The sequence below is a fragment of the Massilia sp. WG5 genome (genome assembly GCF_001412595.2).
In the GTDB taxonomy this organism is placed as follows: domain Bacteria; phylum Pseudomonadota; class Gammaproteobacteria; order Burkholderiales; family Burkholderiaceae_D; genus Telluria.
Genome location: NZ_CP012640.2, coordinates 4,782,963 through 4,807,975 on the forward strand (window position 1 = coordinate 4,782,963; position 25,013 = coordinate 4,807,975).

Sequence of the window (25,013 nt, forward strand, 5' to 3'; positions counted from 1 at the left end):
GGTTTCCACATAGAAATGTTACCGGAGATGCTGCACAGCCCGTTTGAATCGACTAGAATCTTTTGTCCCCGGGCAAGCCCGTCGCCCAGCCTTAATCCCCGACCGCCGGCCTCGATCCTGCCGGTTCTTTTCTTCGCCGCGTCGCGGCAAGGATGTTTCATGCTCAGTCAACAAGAACTCGCAGAACAGGAGCGCGTGAAGGCCTTGCGTGCCGTGGCCGTGCTCGACACGCCGCAGGAAGACCGCTTCGACCGCTTCACGCGTCTCGCCGCCACCGCGTTCCAGGCGCCGATCGCGCTGGTGTCCCTGGTCGACGCGGACCGCCAATGGTTCAAGTCGCGCGTCGGCCTCGACGCCCTCGAGACCCCGCGCTCCATGTCCTTCTGCAGTCATGCGGTCGCGCTCGACGACCTGCTGGTGGTGCCCGACACCCATCTCGACGAACGCTTCGTCGACAACCCGCTGGTGGTCGGTTCGCCCGGCATCCGCTTCTACGCCGGCCAGCCGGTGCACAGCGTGGAAGGCCAGCCGCTCGGCACCCTGTGCGTCATCGACCGCCAGCCGCGCCAGTTCGGCGATGCCGAGAAACGCATGCTGCGCGACCTGGCCCAGATGGTGCAGGACGAAATGAATCGCGGCGTCTTGGTGGCGGCGCGCGACGCCGCCCAGATGGCGCTGCGCGAGCTGAACGTCCAGCTCGAGCGCCGGGTCGAGGACCGCACCCGCGAACTGCATGCCAAGAACCGCCTGCTCGAACAGGAAGCGCAGCAGCGCATGCTGGCCCAGCAGGCCCTGATGCAGAAGCAGGAGCTGCTCGATGCGGTGCTGGAATCGGTGGATGTCGGCGTGGTCGCCTGCGGCGCCGACGGCGCGCTGACCCTGTTCAACCGCGCCGCGCGTGACCTGCACGGCATGGACATCGCTCATCTGAAGGCGGTGGAATGGGCGCAGCACTACCGCCTGTTCGAGGAAGACGGCGCCACGCCGCTGGAGGAGGCCCGCATCCCGCTGGCGCGCGCCCTGCGCGGCGAGAACGTCAAGGATGTGCCGATGGTGGTCGTGCGCGACGACCGGCGGGAAGATGGGCAGCGCGACCAGCGCGCGCACCGGGTGCTGGCCAGCGGCCGCGCGCTGAAGGGCCCGAACGGCGAGCCGCTGGGCGCGGTGGTGGCGATGAAGGATGTCAGCGAGCTGGCCGAGTCGCGCGCCCGCGTCATCGAGAGCGAGGAGCGCCTGCGCACCATCGCCGACAACGTGCCGGCCCTGATCGCCTACATCGACACCGGCCTGCGCTACGGCTTCGCCAACCAGCGCTACCAGGAATGGTTCGGCGTGAAGAGCGCCGACATGCTCGGCAAGACCGTTGCCGAAGCGATGGGCGAAGCCTTCTTCGCGCCGCGCCGCGCGGCCCTGGAGCGCTGCCTGGACGGCCACGGTTCGGCGCTGGAGATCGAGGAAGAGCGCCGCGGACGCCGCCGCGTGATCAGCACCACCTACCTGCCGCACGTGCGCGACGGCCAGGTGCATGGCATCTATGTGCTGTCGACCGACGCCACCTCGGCCCGCGAATACGAGCGCCAACTGCACGCGCTGGCGCACGCGGACCACCTGACCGGCCTGCCGAACCGCCGCAGCTACGAGGAGCGCCTGGCGCAGGCGATCGCGCGCTCGCGCCGCAGCGCGATGGCGATGGCGCTGGTCTATCTCGACGTCGACCACTTCAAGCAGATCAACGACGGCCTCGGCCACGCCAGCGGCGACGCCGTGCTGCGCGAATTCGCCAAGCGGCTCTCGAGCACCGTGCGCACGACCGACACCGTGGCGCGCCTGGCCGGCGACGAGTTCGTGATCGTGCTCGAGCAGGTCGGCTCGGCGCGCGAGTGCAGCCGCATCGCCGACAAGCTGCTGGAAGCGCTGCGTGCCGACTTCCTGGTCGACGGCCAGCCGCGCCGCGTCACGGCCAGCATCGGCATCGCCTGGTCGGCCCGTCCGGAGCAGGCCGCGCTGGCGCACACGGCCGACGAAGCCCTGTACCAGTCCAAGCGGGAAGGGCGCGACACCGCCACGGTACTGCTGGCCGGCGGGCATTGAACCGCCAATCGATGCCGCCGGGTTCCGCGCCCCGCCTGAAGCACCTGAACCGCGTCCGCCGTCCGCTGGTCGGCCGCTCGATCGCCCTGCTGGCCGCGTTCTGCGTGCTGCTGGTCGGCATCCACGGCTGGAGCCTGTGGACGGCGCGCCAGGGCCAGCTGGCCGAGACCGCGGCCAGCACAGCGAACATGGCGCGCGCGCTGGCGGCCCAGGCCGAGACCTCGTTCAAGGTGGCCGATGCGATCCTGGCCGAGACCGTGGAGCGCGTCGAGCACGACGGCGCGGCCGGCGCGGCGGGCGAGCGCCTGCACCGGCGCTTCGTGCACATCGCCGCCCATTCCGCCGAAGTGCACGGCCTGTTCGTGTACGGCCCGGACGGCAGCTGGGAAGTCACCGCGCTGCCGCATCCGGTCCAGGCGAACAATGCCGACCGCGATTACTTTCGCTACCACCAGTCCCACCTCGATCGCCGCACCCACGTCGGCAAGCCGGTGCGCAGCCGGTCCAGCGGCGCGCTGGTGATCCCGGTGTCGCGCCGCATCGACCGTCCGGACGGCAGTTTCGGCGGGGTCGCGCTGGTGACCCTGGACCTCGGCTTCTTCGGCCGTTTCTATGACAGCTTCGACGTCGGCCGCGAGGGCAGCATCGCACTGGCCCTCGACGACGGCACGCTGCTCTACCGGCGCCCGTACCGGGAAGGCCTGATCGGCACCGACATCAGCAAGGGGCCGGTGTTCCAGATGCTGCGCAATACCGGACCGGTCGGCACCGCGCTGCTGAAGTCGGGCATCGACGGCATCGAGCGCCTGTTCAGCTACCACCACCTGGACGGCTATCCGCTGCTGGTCCTCAGCGCCCAGTCGAAGGACGAGATCCTCGACGACTGGTGGGTGGCGGCGATCAAGATGAGCTGCGTGGTGGCGTTCGCGATCGCCGTGCTGGCCTGGGGCGGCGCGCGCATGGTCCGCCAGATCCGCAGCCGCGAACAGCTCGAGGACGAACTGCGCGAGGCCGGCGCCGCGCTGGAGCGCCACAACGAGACCCTGAAGGTGCAGGCCGAAAGCGACGGCCTGACCGGGCTGGCCAACCGCCGCATGTTCGAAGAGACGCTCGGGCGCGAGCTGGCGCGGGCGCGCCGCACCGGCGCCTCGTTCGCGCTGATCCTGGCCGACGTCGACTGTTTCAAGAAGTACAACGACCGCTACGGCCACGTGGCGGGCGACGACTGCCTGCGCAAGGTGGCGGTGGCGATCGCGGCCGGGGTGCGCCGCCCCGGCGACCTGGCGGTGCGCTACGGCGGCGAGGAATTCGCCGTGATCCTGCCGGAGACCGACCTCGAAGGCGCCCTGACGGTGGCCGAGACGATCCGCGCCGCGGTGGCCGCGCTGGCGATCGAACATGCCGACGGCCCGACCGGCAAGGTCAGCCTGAGCCTGGGCGTGGCGGCCGGCCCGGCCGGCGCCGAAACCGACGGCGCCTGGGTCGAGGCCGCGGACCGCCAGCTGTACCAAGCCAAGGCGGGCGGCCGCAACCGGGTGGCCGCGGGTGACGCATCGCTTGCACTTGCATAGCGCGCGATCTACCATTTCTTCCATGAATCCGAACCCACCTCCCTTGCTGGACGACCAGCTCTGCTTCGCCCTCTATTCGACCGGGCTGGCGATGAACAAGGTCTACCGCAAGCTGCTGCGCAAGCTGGACCTGACCTATCCCCAATACCTGGTCATGCTGGTGCTGTGGGAGCGCGACGGCGTGACGGTGTCCGACATCGGCGCCCGGCTGTTCCTCGACTCGGCCACATTGACGCCACTGCTCAAGCGCCTGGAAGCGGGCGGCCTGGTGGCGCGCGCGCGCTCGAACGCCGACGAGCGCCAGGTCGTGGTCAGCCTGACGGACGCCGGCCGCGCGCTGGCGCAGCAGGCGTCCGCGATCCAGGAACAGCTGCTGTGCGCGGCAGCCTGCGCGCCGGGCGATCTGCTGGCGCTCAAGGGGCAGCTCGAGCGGCTGCGCGGCAAGCTGGCCGATAGTGCGGAATAAAGGCGCGCGGCATAAAAAAGGCGGACCCGAAGGTCCGCCAAGAGGGTTACAACAGAGAGAGACTGCTTTCGTTCAGAAGCGGTAGTTGAGCGACGCTTCCCAGGTGCGGCCGAAGATCGGGCGGGCATTGATCGGGCCGCTGCTGGCGCCGACCAGGCGCGAATTGCCCTCGGTGAGGCCGAGCTCGTTGTTGACGTTGCTGCCGCTCAGGCGCAGTTCCAGCTTGTCGGACAGTTCGGCCAGGATGCCGAGGTCGAGCGTGTCATAGGACGGCAGGTACTGGGTGTTCTGCTGGTCGGCCCAGCGGCTGCCGATGTGCGAGTAAGTGCCGTACAGCTTGAACGCCATGTCGCCCACCGGGATCCGGTAGCTCGGCGAGAAGCGGTACTGGAACTTCGGCTGGCGCTGCACGGCGTTGCCGTTGATCGCCGGGTTGTCCTTGTAGGTCGAATCCTGCCAGTCGCCGGTCAGCTGCAGCTGCAGGCCCGTGATCGGACGCACCGCCAGTTCGAATTCCACACCCTTGCCCTTCGAGCCGCTGACCGAGTACAGCACGTCGGTGGTGGTGATCTGCTGGAAGGAGATGCCGGTGAAGTCGGTGAAGAAGGCGTTCACGTAGGCGCTGTACAGCGGGGTTGCGGTCTTGAAGCCGACTTCGTACTGGGTCACCTTCGGGTTCGGCACGCGGTTGCGGTCATTGACCACCTCCTGGCTGCCGGCATTGCGCAGGTCGTCGAAGTAGACGAAGGTGTGGCCCTGGTTGGCGCGCACGAACACGCTGGCATCGGCGGTCAGCTTGTACAGGCCGCCGACCGTGAACGAGTTCGCCGAATCCGAACGCGACAGGCCGGTATAGCTGCCGTTCGGCTGCGAGGTGCCGTTGTTGTAGACGGTCAGCGGGTTGTTGTCGGTGTCGGCGGAAGTCAGGTTCGAGATCGAGCCCGAGATGCGCTGGCGCTCGTGGCGCATGCCGGCATCGACCTTGATGCGGTCGCTGATGCGCCATTCGTCGGCGATGAAGCCGGCGGTGTTGTCGCCGTTGTACGAAGCGATCGGCGCGTAGAACACATTGCCGTCGGTGCCGTTGTTGGACACGACCACGCCGTTGTTCAGCTTCGCGTTGATCAGGCGGGCGTTCGGGGTCGCCGTCATCAGGTGGCTGTTGCCGAGGTACCAGACGTCGTGCGAGGAATAGTTGGCGAAGTAGGCGCCGACGGTCAAGGTGTTGTTGTAGCCGATATCCTTGCTGACCCGGAATTCGTCGGTGAAGGAGCGCAGCTTCTTCTCGACCGCCCACAGGCCGGCCTGCACCACCTGCTGGTTCGGCGCGACCGCGGCGCCGCCGCTCGTATAGGTGAGCGCGCCGCCGGTGGCGCTGACGCCGCCGGCCGCCGCCAGCGTGGCCGCATTGCCGTTGTTGGCCGCGATCGCCTGCGCCAGGTAATCGGCCGCCGTCAGCGGGTTGTTACCGGTGAACATGGCGATCGTGTCGAGGTTGCCGCTGAAGTAGTTCAGCTTGTTCGACACATCCCAGCCGTTCAGCTTCTGCTGGAAGTCCGCGCCGATCAGGTTCGAATTCAGGCCGCGGCCGTTGCCCAAGTCGTAGTTCAGGGTCTTGCCCGGACCGGCTTCGACCGTGAAGTTGCGCATCTCGTTGCTCATCAGGGTGCCGGTGAGCGGGTTGAAGCCGGGGAAGGACGAGATCGTGTGGCCGTTGTTCGAGGAGATCAGCGGCACGCCGGTGTAGAAGGCGTTCTTGTCGGAAGTCGAGCGCGCGTACAGGGTCAGCTCGCCCTGGTCCAGCTTGCGGGTCAGGGAGGCCGACAGCTGGCCGCCATCGTCGGCCGGGAAGCCGGCGTCGCGCACGCCGTTGGTGGTGCGGTAGAAGCCGCCGATCATGCCATACCAGCCCTCGGCGATCTTGCCGCTGTAGACGCCGTCGACGCGGCGCAGGTTGCCGGTGCCGGTGGTGAAGCGCAGGTTGCCTTCAGGCGTGTCGCCGCCTTTCTTCATGATGAAGTTCATGGTCGCGCCAGGCTGGCCGACCGAATAGATGGTGCTCGGGCCGCCGCGCAGCACTTCGACGCGCTCGATGGTGTCGTCCAGGCGGAAGGCCGACGAGCCCTCGAAGAAGGACAGCACCGGCACCGGATAGATCGGGTTGCCGTTCATCTGCACCGAGACGAAGGGCGAGTCGCTGCCCGAGGGGAAGCCGCGCACTTCGATATTCGCGCCCGACTGGCCGCCGGTGGCTTCGGCGTACACGCCCGGCACGATCTTCAGCACGTCGGCGGTGCTGGTCGGCGCCGCGGCCTTCAGCTGCTCTTCGGTGGCGGTGGTGATCGAAAAGCTGGTGTCGATCTTGCGTGTGCCGGAGGCCGAGGCGGTGCCGGTCACGACCACCTGCTGCATCTCGTTCTGCGCATTGGCCTGCGGGGGCAGGGGAGAGGATTCCTGGGCCATGGCCTGGGACTGGGCGACCAGGGCGAGCACGGCAAGGGCCACGGCCGACAGCTGCGGGGCCGGGAAAGGAAGGTGATTTTTCATGTGTAGGCTCTCGTTTTAGGATGGGGAATCCGGCTACTTACGGGGCGTCTCCTCCCCGCTGCGCTGTCGAATCTTGTGCGCCTGCCAAACCCCTCATGGCTGCGTTGCACCGTCTCGCCGTACCGGCGTACTGTCTTCGACGGTGCGCCTTGCCCTGAGGGCTTTGCCAGGCGCTTTACTCTTCGACAAGCAAAGTCGTGCTATTGAAACAAGGAATGTTATCGATGTCAACGTAATTGTTATCGATGTCATTTTTTGTCGACAAAGCAAAGAAATCTGTCATAATGCCGTGCCGGCTCAGGCACTCTTGGATTACATAGAATTTGATGACGCAAGCGAAAAAAACGGTGGCTGCGAAGCCGCGTCCTGCACGCGATACCACGGTGACGATGGAGGATGTGGCGCGCGTGGCCGGCGTGTCCACCATCACGGTGTCGCGCGCGCTGCGCGACAGCCCGCTGGTGACCGAGCAGACCCGCGAAAAGATCCGCAAGATCGCCGCCGAGCAGGGCTACCGTTTCAACATCAGCGCCCGCAACCTGCGCATGCGCCGCTCGTACTCGGTGGCGGTGGTGGTCGAGATGACCCCGGTGAAGGGACGGCCGATGTCGGACCCGTATCCGCTCGAGCTCCTGGGCGGCATCACCCAGGAACTGACGACCGCCGGCTACAGCGTGGTGCTGACCTCGCGCCAGCTGCTCGACACCGCGCCGGTGCAGGGCGCCGACGGCCTGATCCTGCTGGGCCAGGGCTCGCACGGCGAGGCGGTGCGTGCGCTGCAGCAGAGCAGCATGCCGCTGGTCGTATGGGGCGCGCCGGAAGCCGGCTCCAGCTACGTGGTCGTCGGCAGCGACAACCGCAAGGGCGGGGCCAGCGTCGCCGAACGCTTCCTCGAGCAGGGCCGCCGCAAGCTGGTCTTCGTCGGCGACGTCGACCACGCCGAGGTGCAGGAACGCTGCGCCGGCTTCGTCGATACGCTGTCCGGCCGCGCCACGGTGCACATCCTGCGGCCCAAGGCTTTTACTTTCGAGGCCGGCTTCGACTGCGTGAATGCGCTGTTGAAGAAGAAGGCCGGCCACAGCTGCGACGGCCTGTTCGCCGCCAGCGACCTGCTGGCCATGGGCGCGATCCGCGCCCTGACCGAAGCCGGGCTGCGCGTGCCGGACGATATTTCGGTCGTCGGCTACGACGACACGCCGGGCGCGGCCAGCTTCGTGCCGCCGCTGACCAGCGTGCACCAATACCTGCGCGACGGCGGCGTGCTGCTCGCCCGGAAGATGCTGGCCATGATCGAAGGCCGCCCCGCGCAATCCGAAATGCTGCCCACGACCCTGATCGTGCGTCAGACCTGAACTGAGCTGAACCGAGCTGACCTGAACCCTTCACTGAGCGAACCAGCATGCCTATGAATGATATCGATAACATCGCGCTCCTGCCGGGCATCGCCGCCGAGCCCTGGTGCATCCGCGAACGCGCCGTCGAGCCGGGCGCCCGTTTCCTGCGCGAGACCCTGTTCACGCTGGGGAACGGCTACATCGGGATGCGCGGGACGCCCGAGGAAGGCAATCCGGCGCCCAAGGGCCAGACCCTGGAAGGCACCTACCTGAACGGCTTCTACGAGTCCGAGCCGATCGTCTATCCGGAAAACGCCTACGGCCTGGCGCGCACCAACGAATTCATGCTGAACGTGCCGAACGCCAAGCGCGTCGGCATCGCCATCGACGGCGAGACCTTCGGCCTGGAGCAGGGCAAGGTGCTGGACTACGAGCGCGTACTCGACTTCCGCACCGGCCTGCTCAGCCGCACGGTCGATTGGGAGACCGATGGCGGCAAGCGGGTCCGCATCGCCAGCCGGCGCCTGGTCTGCCTCGAGCGCAAGCATGTCGCCGCGATCGAGGTCGCCGTCACGCCGCTGAACTTCTCGGGCCGCCTGCGCCTGGTCGCCGAGATCGACAGCGAGGTCACGAACCTGCAGGCCGGCGACGACCCGCGGGTCGGCTCGGCGATCACCGGCCCCAGCCTGCTGCCGGTCGAGCGGCAGCGCACGCCCCAGGGCATGCTGGTGCTGCAGCGCACCCGCCACAGCGGTTTCCTGCTGGCGACGGCCACCGAGGCGCGCCTGGACCGCGCCGGCGCGACGGTGGAAGACACCGACAACGGCCACGCCTTCGAACTCGATGCGGTCCAGGGCGGCACCGTGGTCCTGCACAAGTTCATTGCCTACGCCACCTCGCGCGACATGGCGGACGGGCAGGTCGCGGCGCACGCGCGCGCCGAGCTGGAAAGCGCCGCCCGGGCCGGCTTCGAGGCCCTCGCTGCCGAGCAGGCGGCCTGGCTGGCCGACTTCTGGGACCAGGCCGATGTCGGCATCGACGGCGACGACGCCCTGCAGCAGGGCGTGCGCTTCAACCAGTTCCACCTGCTGCAGTCGGTGGGCCGCGATGGCCGCACGAATATCGCCGCCAAGGGCGTGACGGGCGAGGGCTACGAAGGCCACTACTTCTGGGACACCGAGATCTACGTGTTCCCCTTCCTGCTGTTCTCGAAGCCCGAGATTGCGCGCGCCCTGCTGCAGTACCGCTATGCGACCCTGCCCAAGGCGCGCGAGCGGGCGCGCCAGATGGCGATCGGGAAGGGGGCGCTCTACCCGTGGCGCACCATCGCCGGCGAGGAGTGCTCGGCCTATTACCCGGCCGGCACCGCGCAGTACCACATCAACGCGGACGTCGCCTATTCGATCCGCCTCTACCTGCTGGCGACCGGCGACTTCGACTTCATGGCGCAGTACGGCGCCGAGATCGTGCTGGAGACGGCGCGTATCTGGACCGACATCGGCAACTACGATCGCCAGGGCCGCTTCTGCATCAATGCGGTGACCGGGCCGGACGAGTACACGGCCGTCGTCAACAACAACTACTACACCAACGCGATGGCGCGCATGCACATGAGCTTCGCGGCGGACGTGGCCGGGCGCCTGCGCGCCGAGCGCCCGGACGACTATGCGCGCGTGGCCGCCGCCGTCGAGCTGGACGAGGGCGAGATCGCGGCCTGGCGCGCGGCGTCCGCCGCCATGCGCCTGCCCTACGACGCGGAACTCGGCATCCACGAGCAGGACGACAGCTTCCTGTCGAAGCAGCCCTGGGATTTCGCCAACACACCGCAGGAAAACTATCCGCTGCTGCTGCATTACCACCCGCTGGTGATCTACCGCCGCCAGGTCTGCAAGCAGGCCGACGTGGTGCTGGCCCTGCTGCTGCTGTCGAACGAATTCTCGCTGGACGACAAGCGCCGCGACTTCGATTACTACGAGCGCGTGACGACCCACGATTCGTCGCTGTCGTCCTGCATCTTCAGCATCGTGGCGAGCGAAGTCGGCTACCACGACAAGGCCTACGCCTATTTCATGGAGACTGCGCGCCTCGACCTCGACAACACCCACGGCAATACGGAATACGGCGTGCACACCGCGGCGATGGCCGGCACCTGGCTGGGCGTTGCCTACGGCTTCGCCGGCATGCGCATCGACGACGCCGGGCTGCGCTTCGCCCCGGTGCTGCCGGAAAAATGGCAGGGCTACCGCTTCAAGGTGCACGTGCATGGCGCCCTGCTGGGCGTCGAGGTGGATGCCGGCGGCGCCGCCGTCTATCGCCTGCTGCAGGGTACGGAGCTGAGCCTGTCCCATCGCGGCCGCAAGCTCACGCTCAGCGCGCAGCAATCCGAGATCCGCATGGAGGAAAACACATGAGCAGCAGATTCAAGGCCGTCGTCTTCGACCTCGACGGCGTCATCACCGACACCGCACGTTTCCACTACCTGGCCTGGAAGCGCCTGGCCGACGGCATCGGCGCGCCCTTCGACGAAGCCTTCAACGAAGAACTGAAGGGCGTCGACCGCATGGGATCGCTGGAGCTGATCCTGGCGCGCGCGCCGCGCAGCTACACGGCGCAGGAGAAGCTGCGGCTGGCCGACGCCAAGAATGCGCATTACCAGGAACTGGTGGCGACCATGACCCCGGACGACCTGCTGCCGGGCGCCCTGCGCGCGCTGGAACAGGTGCGCGCGGCCGGCCTGAAGATCGGCCTGGCCTCGGTCAGCAAGAACGCCTTCACGGTGCTCGACCGCCTCGGCATCCGCGACCGCTTCGACGACGTGGTCGACGCCGCCACCATCGCCAACAGCAAGCCGCACCCGGAGATCTTCCTGACCGCGGCAAGCCACCTGGGCATCGCGCCCGCCGACTGCCTGGGCGTGGAAGACGCGGCCGCCGGGGTGGCGTCGATCAAGGATGCGGGGATGCGCGCGGTGGGCGTGGGCGACCCGCAGATACTGGCGCGGGCCGACTACATCATCCCGTCGATGCGGGAATTCAGGCTCGGCGACTACTGAAGGGCCTCGCAAACCTACTGCGCGTTGCACTTTCGGCCTGCGATGCTCGCTACGGTTTTGGAGGCCTTTTTCAGAGTCCAACATAAAAATATATAACGGAGACACCGTGAACAACCGACGCATCCTGCTGGCACTCTTTCTGATCTATTTCGTGTTCGCCATCCTGCTCAACAGCGTCGGGACGGTGATCCTGCAGGTCATCAACAGCTACGGCATCGACAAGAGCTCGGCCAGCGTGCTGGAAGGCTTCAAGGACCTGCCGATCGCGGCGGTGTCCTTCCTGGTGGCTTCGTCCCTGCCGCGCTTCGGCTACAAGAACGCGATGCTGGTGGCGCTCGCCATCGTCGGCTGCGCCACCCTGGCGATGCCGATGCTGCCTGGCTTCGCCACCGCCAAGCTGCTGTTCCTGTGCGTGGGCGTGGCCTTCGCCCTGGTCAAAGTATCGGTGTACTCGTCGATCGGCCTGGTGGCCCAGGACCGCAAGCAGCACGCCGGCATCACCAACATGCTGGAGGGGTTCTTCATGGTCGGGGTGCTGAGCGCCTACTGGATCTTCGGTTTCTTCATCGACTCGAACGACCCGGCCTCGCTCGGCTGGCTGAACGTGTACTGGCTGCTGTCGGGCCTGTGCGCCGCGACCTTCCTGCTGGTGCTGTCGACCCGTTTCGACGAAGGCAGCGCGGCGCCGCCGCACAGCCGCGGCGCGGCCTCGGATTTCATCGGGATGCTGCGCCTCTTCATGCGGCCGCTGGTGTGCGTGTTCGTGCTCACGGCCTTCCTGTACGTGCTGGTCGAGCAGAGCGTCGGCACCTGGCTGCCGACCTTCAACAACGAGATCCTGAAGCTGCCGGCGGCGATGAGCGTGCAGGTGACCAGCATCTACGCCGCCTGCCTGGCGCTGGGACGCCTCTCGGCCGGGGTCGTGATGCGCCGCCTGAACTGGTTCCCGGTGCTGGCGGGCTGCATGGTGGCGATGGGTGCGGTGGTGCTGCTGGCGCTGCCGCTGGCGCGCGGCATCGCGCACGACCCGAACGTCGGCTGGTCGACGGCGCCGGCGGCGGCCTTCCTGTTCCCGCTGGTGGGCCTGTTCATGGCGCCGATCTACCCGGGCATCAATTCGGTGATGCTGTCCTCGCTGCCGCGCCACCAGCATGCGCCGATGACCGGCCTGCTGGTGATCTTCTCGGCGCTGGGCGGCACCACCGGCTCGCTGATCACCGGCTATGTGTTCGGCCGCTTCAACGGCCACTTCGCGTTCTACCTGACGCTGGTGCCGATCGCGCTGATGCTGGTGAGTCTGTGGTTCTTCAAGCGCCAGGTGGAGCGGAACGGCGAGGCGGCGCCGGAAGGCGCGCCGGAAGCGGCCTAGCCGGCCGGCGAGCCGCTCCCCGTATTCGCCTGCTCGCACCCCGGATCGGCCTGCTGCGGCGTCGCGCTCTGGGCCAGCAGCAGGGCCTGGAATTCGCTGGCGCGCATCGGCTTGCCGATCAGGTAGCCCTGCAGCACGTCGCACTCGGTCGAGCGGATCGCGCTGGCCTGGGCCTCGGTCTCGATCCCTTCGCAGATCACGGCCAGCTTGAGCGACTTGGCGAAGGCGATCACGCCGTTGACGATGTCCAGGCAGCGCCGGTCCTGCTCGATCTCCTGCACGAAGGAGCGGTCGATCTTGATCGCGGTGATCGGGAACTGGCGCAGGTAGGACAGGTTCGAATAGCCGGTGCCGAAATCGTCGAGGGCGATGCGGAAGCCTTCCTGCTGCAGCGAGCGCAGCACCGCGGCCGCCTTCCCGATGTCCTGGGTCAGCATGCTCTCCGTGACTTCCAGCTTGATGCATTCGGTGTGCAGGCCGTAGTGCGCCACCAGGTTCTTCAGCAGCAGCGGCAGGTTCTCGTCGGTGAGCTGGCGCGCCGAGACGTTCACCGCCATCTGCAGGCGGTAGCCGAGCAGCTCCCATTCGCGCGCCTGGCGGCAGGCTTCCTCGCAGACCCAGGCCCCCACCGCCGTGATCGCGGGCGAATCCTCGAGCATCGACAGGAACATGCCGGGGGCGAGCACGCCCAGCGTCGGATGGTCCCAGCGCAGCAGGGCCTCGGCCCCGACCACGGCGCCGTTGGCGGCGCTGATCTGCGGCTGGTAGTAGAGCACGAACTGGCGCCGCTCGAGGGCGGAAAAGACTTCCTGGCGCAAGCTCAGGCGTTCCTTGATCAGGCGCGCCGACGCCGGCGAGAACACGCTGAAGGTATGGCGGCCGTTGGCCTTGGCCGCGTACATGGCGGCGTCGGCATTGTTGAGCAGCTCGTCCGCGGAGTGCTCGCGGGCCTTGCCGAGCGCGATGCCGATGCTGGCGCCGACCGTGACCTTCAGGTGGTCGACCGCGATCGGCTCGGCCATCCGCTGCAGCACCGCGGCCGCCAGCGCCTTTGCCGATTCGGGCTCGGCATTGGTGAGGACAAACACGAACTCGTCGCCGCTGATGCGCGCGACCGTGGTGTCCTCGTCCTCGAAGGCGGCCATTCGCCGTCCGATCTCCTGCAGGGCCAGGTCGCCGGACTGGTGGCCGTGGGCGTCGTTGACTTCCTTGAAGTGGTCGAGGTCGATGAACAGCACGCCGACCATGTCGTCGCGCGCCAGCGCCTCGTCGAGCGCGCGCAGGCAGCTGAAGCGGTTGTGCAGGCCGGTCAGGCTGTCGTGGGTCGCCATGTGGACCAGTCGCGCCTCGGCTTCCTTGCGCTCGGTGATATTCGCGAAAAAGACCGTCAGGCCATCCTTCGAGGGATAGACGCGTATCTCGATCCAGCTGGCCAGCGGCTCGTAGTAGCTCTCACAGCTGGCGTATTCCTGGCGCTCCAGCGCGCGCAGGTAGGTTTTGTGGAAGGGACCGCCGACCCCTTCCGGGAATTCATCCCACATGTTCTTGCCCAGCAGTTCCTCGGGCTCGCGCGCCAGCCAGGCCGCGCCCTTGCTGTTGATGTAGGTGAAGCGCCAGTCGTGGTCGAGCGAGAAGCAGCCGTCCGAGATACTGTCCAGTACCGTGCCGAGACGCTCGCGGGCATAGGCCACTTCGGCCTGGGCCTGGTTGGCGACGCTGACGTCTTCCAGGAAGGCGGCGAAATTGGTGATCGCGCCGCCGGTGTCGCGCACCGGGAACAGGTGCATGCGGCTCCAGAACTGGCTGCCGTCCTTGCGGTAGTTACGCAGCGTGCAGGTGTAGGGATGGCCGGCCGCGATGGCCTCGCGCATGCCGGCAAGTTCCGGCTGCCCGCGGTCGCTGTTCTGCAGGAAGCGGCAGTTGCGGCCGATTACCTCGGCCAGGGCGTAGCCGGTCATCGCCTCGAACGCCGGATTCGCCCAGGCGATCGGGTTATCGTCCTGCAGCGCGTCGCTGATGACGATGGCGGTGCTGCTGGCCCTGATCAAGCCCTTGAAGAAGGCGGCGGGCTTGTCCTCGAGGTTCACGAGGGTGAGCTGGTTGAATTCCCGCGAGAGAGTTGACATGGTCGCCTGACTGAACACTGGACGGCTCCAGTGTAAACGCGGTGTTCAATATGCGGAGCACGCAAGCGGCCCCGGCGCTAGGGCAGCGGGGGCATGCCCAAATCCGTCATTTTTTCGCGCAGGGCGAGGCGGTCGGCGTCAATCCGCGCGCCGTTTGTCCGGCTCGACAGGCTATGCATCTCCTTGCGGCCGAGGAAGTAGGCGATGCGCTCCGCGTTCGCCCCGGACGGGTGGGGAAGGCCGTGCAGGATGCGTTTTTCGTCGATGATGCCGCGCTGCGCCAGCCAGGACAGCGCCAGGCCGACCTTGGGGCCGAGCGGCACGAACACCGCATGCGCCAGCTGCGCCGCCTCCTGGCCGAAGTACTCGAGCAACTGGGCCTGCAGCAGGGACGTGGTCAGCATGTTCGGATTCGCGCCATTGTAGTTGGCGCCATCCACGAAGACCGGCTGGCGCAGCGCCCCGGTCACGTGCATCAGGTGGGCGTCCGTATCGAACAGGCCGGCGCAGCTGGCGATGCCGAGCCAGTGCTGCAGGCCGATGTGGTCGAGCAGGGCCACCAGGTTGGGGCGGATCGCGCCGCTGAAGGCGCCCGTGTACTTGGCTGCGCGCAGTACCTCATGGTCGGGCATGCCCAGGGCGAGCTGGCGGCGCGCCTCCCGCACCGCGTTCTTCCATTGCACGAAACCGGGCGAGATCCCGACCACGACCACGCGCGCCCGCAGGTTCACGTGGTCGAAGGGGATGTAGTGGGCGCTGACGCGGCCGGCGCTGGCGAGCAGGAAGCCGGCGGGAATCCGGTCCGGACCGGCGACGGCATCCGGATCGGTAGCGAGAATGAGGTCGCGGAAGCGGGCAAAGGAGGCAGGCGGCATGCCGCATTGTGCCAGTGTCGGCGGCTCGTACGATAGAAATTCATGCGTGCAACGGCGCGCGAGCCCAGCCCGGGGCCATGCTAGGATCGAGCATCCATGGACCGGCCACGAGGACGACATAACGTGCAAGCGCATACCGGCATCACCCAGGCGCCGTTCGGGACCTTGCCCGACGGCGCGCCAGTCACCCAATTCACGCTCACCAACCGGAGCGGCATGCTCGTCAGGATCCTGGACTTCGGCGGCATCATCACCGAGATCCACGTGCCGGACCGCGACGGCCGCCTGGCCGATGTCGCGCTCGGCTTCGACAGGCTCGAGCCTTACCTGGGCGAGAGTCCGTATTTCGGTGCCCTGATCGGCCGCTACGGCAACCGCATCGCCAAGGGCCGCTTCGTGCTTGACGGTCACGAATACGAACTGGCGACGAACAACGGCAACAACCACCTCCACGGCGGCACGCGCGGCTTCGACAAGGTGCTGTGGCAGGCCAGCGTCGAGGGCCGGGAACTGCGGCTGCGCTACCGCAGCGCGGACGGCGAGGAGGGCTATCCGGGCAACCTGGACGCCGAGGTGGTCTACAGCCTGAACGACGAGAACGAGATCGTGGTGCGCTTTTCCGCGACCACCGACAAGCCGACCCCCGTCAACCTGACCCAGCACAGCTATTTCAACCTTGCGGGCGTCCAGGCCTGCGGCGACATCCTCGGCCACGAACTACGCATCGACGCCGCCGCTTTCGTGCCGATCGACGCCGAATCGATTCCGCTCGGCGGCCTGCGCCCGGTGGAGGGCACGCCCTTCGACTTCCGCCGGTCGCGCACGATCGGGAGCCGGATCGGCGAGCAGGATCAGCAACTCGTCAACGGCCAGGGCTACGACCACTGCTTCGTGCTGGAGCGGCCGACCGGCGGCCGCGAACTGGCGCGGGCGGTGCGGGTGCGCGATCCGGGCTCGGGGCGGGTGCTGGAACTGTTCACGCAAGAGCCGGGCGTGCAGTTCTACAGCGGTAACTTCCTCGACGGCTCGCTGGAGGGCAAGGGCTGCGCCTACCCGTTCCGCAGCGGCTTCGCCATCGAGCCCGAGCATTTCCCGGATTCGCCCAACCAGCCCGCATTTCCGAGCACGATCCTGCGGCCGGGCGAGACATATGCGACCGAGTCGCGTTTCAGATTTTTTGTGGAGAAATAAAACGAAACGAACGATCGTTTGATTTGTTGCAGAAGAGACTCACCATATAAGAAAAATTGCCATGGGTTAATTTTTCTCCATCGACTTCACCCTGTTTTGCGCCGTAATCTCCCTTACTGTAGGCAAACTCAGCAATACGTTTGCCATCGACTAATGGTTTCGGAGAGAAGAATGCAAATCACGGATTTGAAGATCGGGGCCCGTCTCGGGATGGGCTTCGGCCTCATTTGCCTGACGCTGGTGTTGGTTGTCGGGCTGGGGCTTGCCAATCTGGCCAAGGTGAACGAGGGTACGGACACGCTGGTCGCCAAGCGGATTCCGCGCCTGGAGCTGACGACCCGCCTGCTGAACGATGCGAATGACATCGCTCTCGCGATGCGTAACATCATGCTGAGCGACGACCCGGCAGACCGCGCCGGGCAGCGCGAGAAGATCGCATCCTTCCGCAAGGACGCCGAAACCATCCTTGCGGAACTCGACCGGGTCCTGGAAAGCCAGCACGGGCGCGAGCTGCTGCGCCGCCAGCAGGAGCTGTACACCCGATACACGAACGCCCAGCAGGAATTGCTGCGCCGGCTCGATGCCAATGACGCCGACGGCGCCAAGGCCTACCTGACGAAGGAACTGCGCCCGGTCTTGGTGGAGTTCAAGAAGGTCATCGCCGACCAGATCCAGATGCAGAAGGGCCTCGCCACCGACGATGCGACCGCCGCCGCCGCAACCTATGCGCATACCCGCAACCTGATGCTGATCCTGGGCGTGCTGATCCTGGGCGCCGCCGCCACGCTGGCATGGTGGATCACCGGCACGATCACGCGTCCGATGCGCCGCGCGCTGGCCGTGGCCGACGCCGTCGCCGCCGGCGACCTGAGCACCCGTGTCGAGGTCACCAGCAAGTGCGAAGTCGGCCAGTTGCTGGCTGCCCTGAAGACCATGAACGACAACCTGGTGAACACCATCGCCACGGTGCGCACCGGCACCGCGGCGATCGACATCGCCTCGGCCGAAGTCGCGGCCGGCAACCAGGATCTCTCGAGCCGTACCGAGCAGCAGGCCAGCTCGCTGGAAGAGACGGCGTCCTCGATGGAAGAGCTGACCTCGACCGTCAAGCAGAACGCCGACAATGCACGCCAGGCCAACACCCTGGCCGAGGCGGCATCCGGCGTCGCCGCGCGCGGCGGCAAGGTGATCCACGAGGTGGTCGCCACCATGGACCAGATCCACGAAGCGTCCGGCAAGATCGTCGACATCATCTCCGTCATCGACGGCATCGCCTTCCAGACCAACATCCTGGCCCTGAACGCCGCGGTGGAAGCGGCGCGCGCGGGCGAACAGGGCCGCGGCTTCGCGGTGGTGGCCGGCGAGGTGCGTTCGCTGGCCCAGCGTTCGGCTGCCGCCGCCAAGGAGATCAAGCTCCTGATCGACGATTCCAGCGACAAGGTCGGCACCGGCAGCCGCCTGGTGCAGGAGGCCGGCAGCACGATGGGCGACATCGTCGACAGCGTGCGCCGCGTGACCGACATCCTCAACGAGATCACTTCGGCCAGCCAGGAGCAGAGCGCCGGCATCGAGCAGATCAACGAAGCCATCACCCAGATGGACGCCGCGACCCAGCAGAACGCCGCCCTGGTCGAACAGGCGGCCGCCGCTTCGCAGTCGATGCAGGACCAGGCCGCGCGCCTGTCGGCGGCGGTGGCGGTGTTCAAGCTCGACCAGGCCTCGGCCCCCGTGGCTTCCGCGCCGGCGCCGGCGCGCGCAGCGCTGCCGGCCGTGCGCCGGACGCCGTCCAAACCGGCGGCCAGGGCGGCTGTACAGCCGGTCCGTGCCGGGCGTTCCGCAGCGGTGGAAAGCGACTGGGAAGAGTTCTGATCAACCTGTCATTGCCGGTTGTGATAGGCTGTCCGACGCGCCTCCCGGGCGCGTCCGGCAAACCGTCTTTACAAGGATCAGCATGACTGGCTTCGTCATTACCCCGCCCAACGCCGCATCCCTCGCGATCAGCGGCTCCGACCAGCTCTTCCCGCTGCGCCGCGTGTTCTGCGTCGGCCGCAACTACGCCGCGCATGCGCGCGAAATGGGGGCGGACCCGGACCGCGAACCGCCGTTCTTCTTCTCGAAACCCGCCGACGCGGTGGTGCCGGCCAGCGGCACGCTGCCGTATCCGCCGGCCACGCGCGAGCTGCACCATGAGGTCGAGCTGGTGGTGGCCCTGAAGGAAGGCGGCGCCGACGTCGACCCCGAGCGCGCGCTCGACCTGGTGTGGGGCTATGCGGTCGGCCTCGACCTGACCCGGCGCGACCTGCAGGCCATCGCCAAGAAGGATGGCCGGCCGTGGGACATGGCCAAGGGCTTCGACGCTTCCGCGCCCTGCAGCCCGCTGCAGCCGTTGTCCTGCACCGGCCACCCGCAGCAGGGCCGCATCTGGCTGGAAGTGAACGGCGAAGTCAAACAGGAAGGCGACCTGAACGAAATGATCTGGCCGGTGGCCGACGTGATCAGCTACCTGTCGCGCTTCGTGACGCTGGCGCCGGGCGACCTGATCTTCACCGGCACCCCGTCCGGAGTGGGCGCCTTGAACCCGGGCGACCAGGTGCGCGGCGGCGTGGACGGCGTCACCACCTTCGAACTCACGGTCGGCGGCGAATGACAGCCGGCCCGCGCCGGCTGCTGCAGATCGGCAGCTTCCCGGCCGAAGTCCAGTCCCAGCTCGATGCCGAGTTCGATTGCCTGCGGGCCGAAGACCTGGCGCGCGATCCGTCCCGCGCCGCCGGCGTCCGTGCGCTGGTCACGCGCAGCAACCTGGAGGTGCCGGCCAGCCTGGTCGAACGCCTCCCGGACCTGGAGATCATCGCCACCTGCGGCGTCGGCTACGATCTGATCCCGCTCGGGCTGGCGGCGCAGCGCGGCATCGTGGTCTCGAACACCCCGGACGTGCTGAACGCCGCAGTGGCAGAACTGTGCATCGGCGCGCTCCTGTCCCTGCTGCGCAAGCTGCCCCAGGCCGACCGCTACGTGCGCGAAGGCCGCTGGGCCGGGGCCAACTTCCCCCTGACCGCCAGCCTGGCCGGCAAGCATGTCGGCATCGTCGGCCTGGGCCGCATCGGCAAGGACATCGCGCGCCGCCTGGAGCTGTTCGGCGTGGCGCTGGCCTACCACGGCCGCAGCGACCAGAAGCTCCAGTGGCGCTTCGAGGCCGACCTGGCGGCGCTGGCGCGCGACGTCGACATCCTGATTGTGGCGGCGCCGGGCGGCCGCGAGACCGCGCGCATGATCGACGCCCGCGTGCTGGACGCGCTGGGCCCGAAGGGCTACCTGGTGAATGTGGCGCGCGGCTCCCTGGTCGACCAGGAAGCGCTGCTGGCGGCGCTGGAACGCGGCGCGATCGCCGGGGCGGCGCTCGACGTGTTCGATAACGAGCCGGACATCGATGCGCGCTTCTTCGGCTTGGAGAACGTGCTGCTGCTGCCGCACATCGGCAGCGCGACCGTGGAAACACGGGCGGCGATGGCGCAGCTGATGCTGGATAATCTGCGGAGTTACTTCAGGAGCGGGCGGGCGCTGACGCCCGTGTAGGGTGGGCACCAGGTGCCCACCCTACCGTCTTAGTTGGCCATGTTCTTGGCCACGATCGCATCCGTCGCCGACTGCGCCTGCTGCAGCGGCTGGTTCAGCACATTCGTCGTGTAGCTCGGCGCCGGCGTCGACACGGCGCCGAGCGCGCCGCCCTCCTGCTTGCTGATGTCGACGTCGACGGTGGCCGACAGGCCCACGCGCAGCGGGTGCTGGGCCAGTTCCTTTGGATCGAGCGAGATGCGCACCGGCACCCGCTGCACCACCTTGATCCAGTTGCCGGTCGCGTTCTGCGCCGGCAGCAGCGAGAAGGCGCTGCCGGTGCCGGCCGCCAGGCCCACCACCTTGCCGTGGTAGACCACCTTGCTGCCGTAGATGTCGGCTTCGATGGTGGCTGGCTGGCCGACGCGGATGTCGCGCAGTTCCGATTCCTTGAAGTTGGCGTCGATCCACAGCTGGTCCAGCGGCACGATCGACAGCAGCGGCGCGCCCGGGGCGATGCGGCTGCCGACCTGCACGCTGCGCTTGGCCACGTAACCGCTCACCGGCGCCACGATGGCGTTGCGGCGCGCCGCCAGCCAGGCCGACAGGTAATCGGCCTTGGCCGCCAGCACGGTCGGGTGATGGGCCGGGTCCACGCCGGCCACCGCGACGCGCGCCGCCGCCACCTGTTTCAGCGCCACGTCCAGCGCGGCCTTCGCATCCTCGACGGCGCGGCGCGCATGCGCCACGTCTTCGCCCGAGACCACATTGCCGGCCGCCAGCGGCGCGCGGCGCGCCAGGTCGTCCTGGGCCGCCTTCAGGGTCACCCGGCGCTGGTCGACCACGGCGCTCAGCTGCTCGACGTTGGAATAGCGCTCGCGCTGCTGGCGCACGGCGGTGCCGAGGCGCGCTTCGGCCTGGGCCAGGTTGACCTCGGCGTCGGACGGATCGAGGCGCACGATCTCTTCGCCGGCCTTGACCTGCTGGGTCTCGTCGGCGCGGATCTCGACCACGCTGCCGCTCACCTGCGAGGAAACGTTCACCAGGTTGCCGCCGACATAGGCGTTGTCGGTTTCCATGCGCTTGGACGCGACCAGGGTGTAATAGGCGCCGTAGGCCAGGCCGGCGGCGAGGAAGGCGACGGTGATGCCTGCCAGGACGGCGCGGCGCTTGCCTTTGTTCGGGACTTGAGTGTTCTCGGTGCTCATGGGACGGGTCTTTGATTATTTGGAATTATTGGATGCAAGGGCGGGCCTACCGCCAGCGTTTGCCGGCGCGGCGTGATAACCGCCGCCGAGCGCCTTGACCAGCGCGACCTGGGTCTGCAGGCGTGCGTCGGCGATCTGCAGGTCGGTGTCCTGCTGGCGCAGCAGGGTCATCTTCGCCTGCAGCACGCCGGCGCGTTCCAGCAGGCCGCGTTTCATGCGCGCTTCGGCGCTGTCGACCAGCTTGCGGCTGGATTCCAGCGCGAGCCGGTGCGCCTGGGCTTCCTGCTCGAGTCCCTGCAGGGTGGCGCCTTCCTGGGCCACTTCGCGCACGGCGGCCAGCACGGCCTCGTTGTACTCGCTCACCAGTTCGTCGCGATTGCTGCGCGCCACACCCAGCTGGGCCTTCAGGCGGCCGCTGTCGAACAGCGGCAGGTCGAGGGTGGCGCCGAGCAGCGGCGTGCGGCTGGGCCAGCGCAGCAGTTTGCCGAGCGAGACCGCGTCGAGGCCGAGCGCGCCGACCAGGTTGATGTCGGGTCGGAAGGCGGCCTCGCTGGCGGCCACGCGGCCGAGCTGGGCCTCGACCCGCCAGCGCGCGGCCTGCAGGTCGGGACGGCGCGCCAGCAGTTCCATGCCGAGTTCACGCGGCAGGGCGTTGACGGCAGGCGCCGGCCTGGAACGCGCGAGCTTGGCGAGGGCCAGGGTATCGCCGCCGGTCAGGGCGCGCAACACTTCGCGTTCGCGGCCCGCCTGGGTGGCCAGGCGCTTCGACTGTTCGTCGAGCACGCCGAGGTCGAGTTCGGCGCCGGCCAGCTGTTCGCTGGTGGCCAGGCCGTGGGCGATGCGGGCCTTGCGCCCGTCCACGATCTCGCGCTGCACGGCCGCGAGAAGCTGCACATTGTCCTGGCGCGCCCACAGCATCTGCAGGCGGAAGTAGCTCTGGGCGACGCTGGCGGCGATCGCCTGCGCGGCCTGCGCGGCTTCGGCCCGGCGCGCATTCTCTTCGCCCAGCGCGCTGGCGACCAGGGAGCGGTGCTTGCCCCACCAGTCGACGTCGTAGGAGGCGCGTACCTGCACGTTGGCGTCGTTGAACCAGGCCCCGCCGATCGGCGGCGGGAAGAAGCCGTTCGAGGAATAGCGCTGGCGGTTCAGGCCCGTCGCCAGGCCGACCCGGGCGCCTTCGTCGGCGCGCTCGGCGCTCACGATGGCCTGGGCGCCGGCCACGCGCGCCTGCACCACGGCCAGGCTCGGGTTGTCGCGCAGCGCCTGCCGGATCAGGGCATCCAGCTGCGGGTCGCCGTAGGCCAGCCACCATTGTTCGGCGGGCCAGGCGTCCGCCGGCAGGGTGATGCCGGGCGCGAGCCGGGCCTTCGCGGCCAGGTCGATCGCGGCCGGCTTGTTCCTGTCGGCCGGGACGCTGATGCAGCCGGCCAGCAGCGCCAGCACGGCGCCGGCGATCGAGGCGTTTTTCAGATTGAGGGATGAGAGTCGCACTTGTTCTAGCTTTCCAAATTAATCGAGGTGCGCGGCTTCGACCGGGGCCGGGCCGCTTGATGCCTTCGGCGGACGGATCAGGATCAGCAGCGGAATCACGGCGGCGGTGAGCAGCATCATCAGCCAGTAGTCGTCGACGTAGGCGATCATCGAGGCCTGGCGCGTGACCTCGTTGTTGATCATGGCGGCGCCGAGCTGGCTGCCCACGTTGTAGACGCTGCCCGGATCGCTCAGCGCCGGGTTGGCGTTGGTGATGTGGGTCGTCAGCGAGGCGTGGGCGATCTGGGTGTTCCGCACCAGCAGCGCCTGCACCAGCGCGATGCCGATCGACGAGCCGATGTTGCGAATCAGGCTGTACAGGGCCGTGCCTTCGGCGCGCATCTGCGGCGACAGCGTGGCGAAGGTGGCGGCCGACAGCGGCACGAACACCAGGCCCAGGCCGACGCCCTGGATCACGCCCGGCCACACGATGTCGGAGGTCGACAGCACCAGCGTGTACTGGGTCATCTGCCACAGCGAGAAGGCGGTGATGGCGAAGCCGCTGCCCAGCAGCAGGCGGAAGTCGACCTTGCCGGTCAGCTTGCCCACCACCAGCATCGCCGCCATCGTGCCCAGGCCGGACGGCGCCGTCACCAGGCCGGCCAGCGCGGCCGGATAGCCCATCAGGCCCTGCAGCATGGTCGGCATCAGCGCGCGGGTCGCGAACAGCACCATGCCGACGATGAAGATCAGCAGCAGGCCGGTGACGTAGTTCGAGTTCTTCAGCAGGCGGAAGTCGACGAAGGTCTTGCCGGCCGGGCTCATCAGGGAGTGGCCGATGAAGTAGGCGAAGGACAAGGTGGTCAGGACCAGCTCGATCCAGGTTTCAAGCGACGCGAACCAGTCGTTCTGCTCGCCGCGGTCGAGCAGCATCTGCAGCGCGCCGATCGCGACCGACAGCGTGACGAAGCCGAACATGTCGAAGCGCACGCGGCGCGCGGCGGGCGTCGGTTGGATGTAGCGCCAGATGCCGTAGAAGGCCACCGCGCCGATCGGCAGGTTGATGAAGAAGACCCAGCGCCAGCTGTAGCTGTCGGTCAGCCAGCCGCCCAGGGTCGGGCCGAGGATCGGGCCGATCATCACGCCCATGCCCCACACCGCCATCGCCGAACCGTGCTTCTCCTTCGGATTGATGTCGAGCAGGACCGACTGCGACAGCGGCACCAGGGCCGCGCCGAACACGCCCTGCAGCATGCGCGAGACGACGATCTCGGTCAGGTTCATGGAAATGCCGCACAGGGCGGAGGCGATGGTGAAGCCGGCCACCGAGACCAGGAACACCTTCTTCAGGCCGAAGCGGTCGACCAGCCAGCCGTTCAGCGGGGTGGCGATGGCGGCCGCCACGATGAAGGAGGTCAGCACCCAGGTGATCTGGTCCTGCGAGGCCGACAGCGCGCCCTGCATGTGCGGCAGGGCGACGTTGGCGATGGTGCCGTCGAGCGCCTGGATGATCGTCGCCAGCATGATCGAGATCGTGATCATGGTGCGGTTGAGCGGCGGGCTGTGGGGAACCGGCGCCGCGTTCACGGTGGCTGCGCTCACAGCTGCTCCTCGATACGGGTGCGCAGCAGCTCCAGCAGCTCGGTGGCGGCCTTGAGCTGGGCCGGGTCGATGTCGCCCAGCAGGGCGGTGCGCACGGCGTTGGCCTGTGCGCGCACCTGCTGGTACAGCGTGGTGCCGGCTTCGGTCAGGTGAACCAGCTTGACGCGGCGGTCGGTGGGCGAGGGCGCGCGCGTGACCAGGCCTTCGCGCTCGAGGCGGTCGAGCATCGACACCATCGACGGCCCTTCGACGCCGACCAGGTCGGCCAGCGCGCGCTGCGACAGCGGGCCGGTGCACTTGGCGACCATCGCGATCGTCATCCAGCCGGCCTGGCCGATGCCCAGGTGCTTGAGTTGCTTGTCGATCAGGAGGCGCCAGCCGCGCGCCGTGCTGTGCACGGCGGCGGAAAAGCGCTCCCCGACCGGGGATTCAGGTAGATCACTCATCGTTAGTAATCGAATCGATAGGAATCTATCGAGTTTAGATTATGCAAGATGCCTTGTAAAGAGCGATCCGATGTCCAAGGTCATGTCAGAATCGTCTTAACGATGAGGAAGGA

18 protein-coding genes are annotated in these 25,013 nt (G+C 67.8%); 11 read left to right on the forward strand and 7 right to left on the reverse strand.

Going from position 1 to position 25,013, the window contains the following annotated elements; genetic code table 11:
- Positions 1 to 159 precede the first annotated feature (159 nt).
- Genes AM586_RS21375 through AM586_RS21385 form a run of 3 tightly spaced genes read left to right on the forward strand, consistent with a single transcriptional unit; the run spans position 160 to position 4,128 of the window.
- Positions 160 to 2,091: a diguanylate cyclase domain-containing protein gene (locus AM586_RS21375; protein WP_052233412.1), complete on the forward strand. Its 1,932-nt coding sequence runs from the start codon at positions 160 to 162 to the stop codon at positions 2,089 to 2,091.
- Positions 2,088 to 3,662: a sensor domain-containing diguanylate cyclase gene (locus AM586_RS21380; protein WP_156328141.1), complete on the forward strand. Its 1,575-nt coding sequence runs from the start codon at positions 2,088 to 2,090 to the stop codon at positions 3,660 to 3,662. The genes AM586_RS21375 and AM586_RS21380 overlap by 4 nt, the downstream gene beginning before the upstream one ends.
- A 22-nt stretch (positions 3,663 to 3,684) precedes the next feature.
- Complete coding sequence (locus AM586_RS21385) at positions 3,685 to 4,128, forward strand: MarR family winged helix-turn-helix transcriptional regulator (protein WP_047824264.1); 444 nt, start codon at positions 3,685 to 3,687, stop codon at positions 4,126 to 4,128.
- Positions 4,129 to 4,200: 72 nt separating this feature from the next.
- Here AM586_RS21385 and AM586_RS21390 read toward each other — a convergent pair whose 3' ends face one another.
- Positions 4,201 to 6,675: a TonB-dependent siderophore receptor gene (locus AM586_RS21390; RefSeq protein ID WP_047824263.1), complete on the reverse strand. Its 2,475-nt coding sequence runs from the start codon at positions 6,673 to 6,675 to the stop codon at positions 4,201 to 4,203.
- Positions 6,676 to 7,022: 347 nt separating this feature from the next.
- Between AM586_RS21390 and AM586_RS21395 the strand changes: the two genes are divergently transcribed.
- The 4 genes from AM586_RS21395 (at position 7,023) to AM586_RS21410 (ending at position 12,430) form a co-directional block, all read left to right on the forward strand.
- Positions 7,023 to 8,027 carry a LacI family DNA-binding transcriptional regulator gene (locus AM586_RS21395; protein WP_229411096.1) on the forward strand — a complete coding sequence of 335 codons (1,005 nt, stop codon included), beginning with the start codon at positions 7,023 to 7,025 and terminating at the stop codon, positions 8,025 to 8,027.
- 53 nt (positions 8,028 to 8,080) lie between these two features.
- Positions 8,081 to 10,420: a glycoside hydrolase family 65 protein gene (locus AM586_RS21400; RefSeq protein WP_052233411.1), complete on the forward strand. Its 2,340-nt coding sequence runs from the start codon at positions 8,081 to 8,083 to the stop codon at positions 10,418 to 10,420.
- The gene (gene pgmB, locus AM586_RS21405; protein WP_047824259.1) at positions 10,417 to 11,061 is read left to right on the forward strand and encodes a beta-phosphoglucomutase; all 645 of its coding nucleotides are present in this window, start codon (positions 10,417 to 10,419) and stop codon (positions 11,059 to 11,061) included. Before AM586_RS21400 ends, pgmB begins: the two co-directional genes overlap by 4 nt.
- A 106-nt stretch (positions 11,062 to 11,167) precedes the next feature.
- Positions 11,168 to 12,430 (forward strand): sugar MFS transporter, encoded by a 1,263-nt coding sequence (locus AM586_RS21410; protein ID WP_047824258.1) that lies wholly within the window; start codon positions 11,168 to 11,170, stop codon positions 12,428 to 12,430.
- Here AM586_RS21410 and AM586_RS21415 read toward each other — a convergent pair.
- Positions 12,427 to 14,556: a GGDEF and EAL domain-containing protein gene (locus tag AM586_RS21415; protein WP_060566703.1), complete on the reverse strand. Its 2,130-nt coding sequence runs from the start codon at positions 14,554 to 14,556 to the stop codon at positions 12,427 to 12,429. The genes AM586_RS21410 and AM586_RS21415 overlap by 4 nt on opposite strands.
- Positions 14,557 to 14,633: 77 nt before the next feature.
- Positions 14,634 to 15,431: a hypothetical protein gene (locus AM586_RS21420; protein ID WP_047824256.1), complete on the reverse strand. Its 798-nt coding sequence runs from the start codon at positions 15,429 to 15,431 to the stop codon at positions 14,634 to 14,636.
- Positions 15,432 to 15,554: 123 nt separating this feature from the next.
- On the opposite strand from AM586_RS21420, the gene AM586_RS21425 reads away from it, so the two are divergent.
- The 4 genes from AM586_RS21425 to AM586_RS21440 all read left to right on the forward strand — a co-directional run bounded on the left by AM586_RS21425 (position 15,555) and on the right by AM586_RS21440 (position 20,195).
- Positions 15,555 to 16,622 carry an aldose epimerase family protein gene (locus AM586_RS21425; protein ID WP_373887926.1) on the forward strand — a complete coding sequence of 356 codons (1,068 nt, stop codon included), beginning with the start codon at positions 15,555 to 15,557 and terminating at the stop codon, positions 16,620 to 16,622.
- 171 nt (positions 16,623 to 16,793) lie between these two features.
- Complete coding sequence (locus AM586_RS29195) at positions 16,794 to 18,491, forward strand: methyl-accepting chemotaxis protein (RefSeq protein WP_047824252.1); 1,698 nt, start codon at positions 16,794 to 16,796, stop codon at positions 18,489 to 18,491.
- Positions 18,492 to 18,573: 82 nt separating this feature from the next.
- Entirely contained in the window at positions 18,574 to 19,269 is a 696-nt protein-coding gene (locus AM586_RS21435) for a fumarylacetoacetate hydrolase family protein (RefSeq protein ID WP_047824250.1), read from the forward strand.
- Positions 19,266 to 20,195 (forward strand): 2-hydroxyacid dehydrogenase, encoded by a 930-nt coding sequence (locus AM586_RS21440; protein WP_047824248.1) that lies wholly within the window; start codon positions 19,266 to 19,268, stop codon positions 20,193 to 20,195. Before AM586_RS21435 ends, AM586_RS21440 begins: the two co-directional genes overlap by 4 nt.
- A gap of 29 nt (positions 20,196 to 20,224) precedes the next feature.
- Here the strand turns inward: AM586_RS21440 and AM586_RS21445 are convergent, their stop codons facing one another.
- From AM586_RS21445 to AM586_RS21460, 4 genes are read right to left on the reverse strand one after another with little or no spacing between them, the layout of a single operon-like run.
- Complete coding sequence (locus AM586_RS21445; protein WP_060566705.1) at positions 20,225 to 21,382, reverse strand: HlyD family efflux transporter periplasmic adaptor subunit; 1,158 nt, start codon at positions 21,380 to 21,382, stop codon at positions 20,225 to 20,227.
- A gap of 15 nt (positions 21,383 to 21,397) precedes the next feature.
- Positions 21,398 to 22,873: an efflux transporter outer membrane subunit gene (locus AM586_RS21450; RefSeq protein ID WP_229412937.1), complete on the reverse strand. Its 1,476-nt coding sequence runs from the start codon at positions 22,871 to 22,873 to the stop codon at positions 21,398 to 21,400.
- Positions 22,874 to 22,891: 18 nt separating this feature from the next.
- The gene (locus AM586_RS21455; RefSeq protein WP_060567160.1) at positions 22,892 to 24,394 is read right to left on the reverse strand and encodes an MDR family MFS transporter; all 1,503 of its coding nucleotides are present in this window, start codon (positions 24,392 to 24,394) and stop codon (positions 22,892 to 22,894) included.
- Positions 24,395 to 24,450: 56 nt separating this feature from the next.
- Positions 24,451 to 24,900, reverse strand: a complete 450-nt coding sequence (locus tag AM586_RS21460) for a MarR family winged helix-turn-helix transcriptional regulator (protein WP_052234545.1) — start codon at positions 24,898 to 24,900, stop codon at positions 24,451 to 24,453.
- Between the last annotated feature and the right edge of the window lie 113 nt (positions 24,901 to 25,013).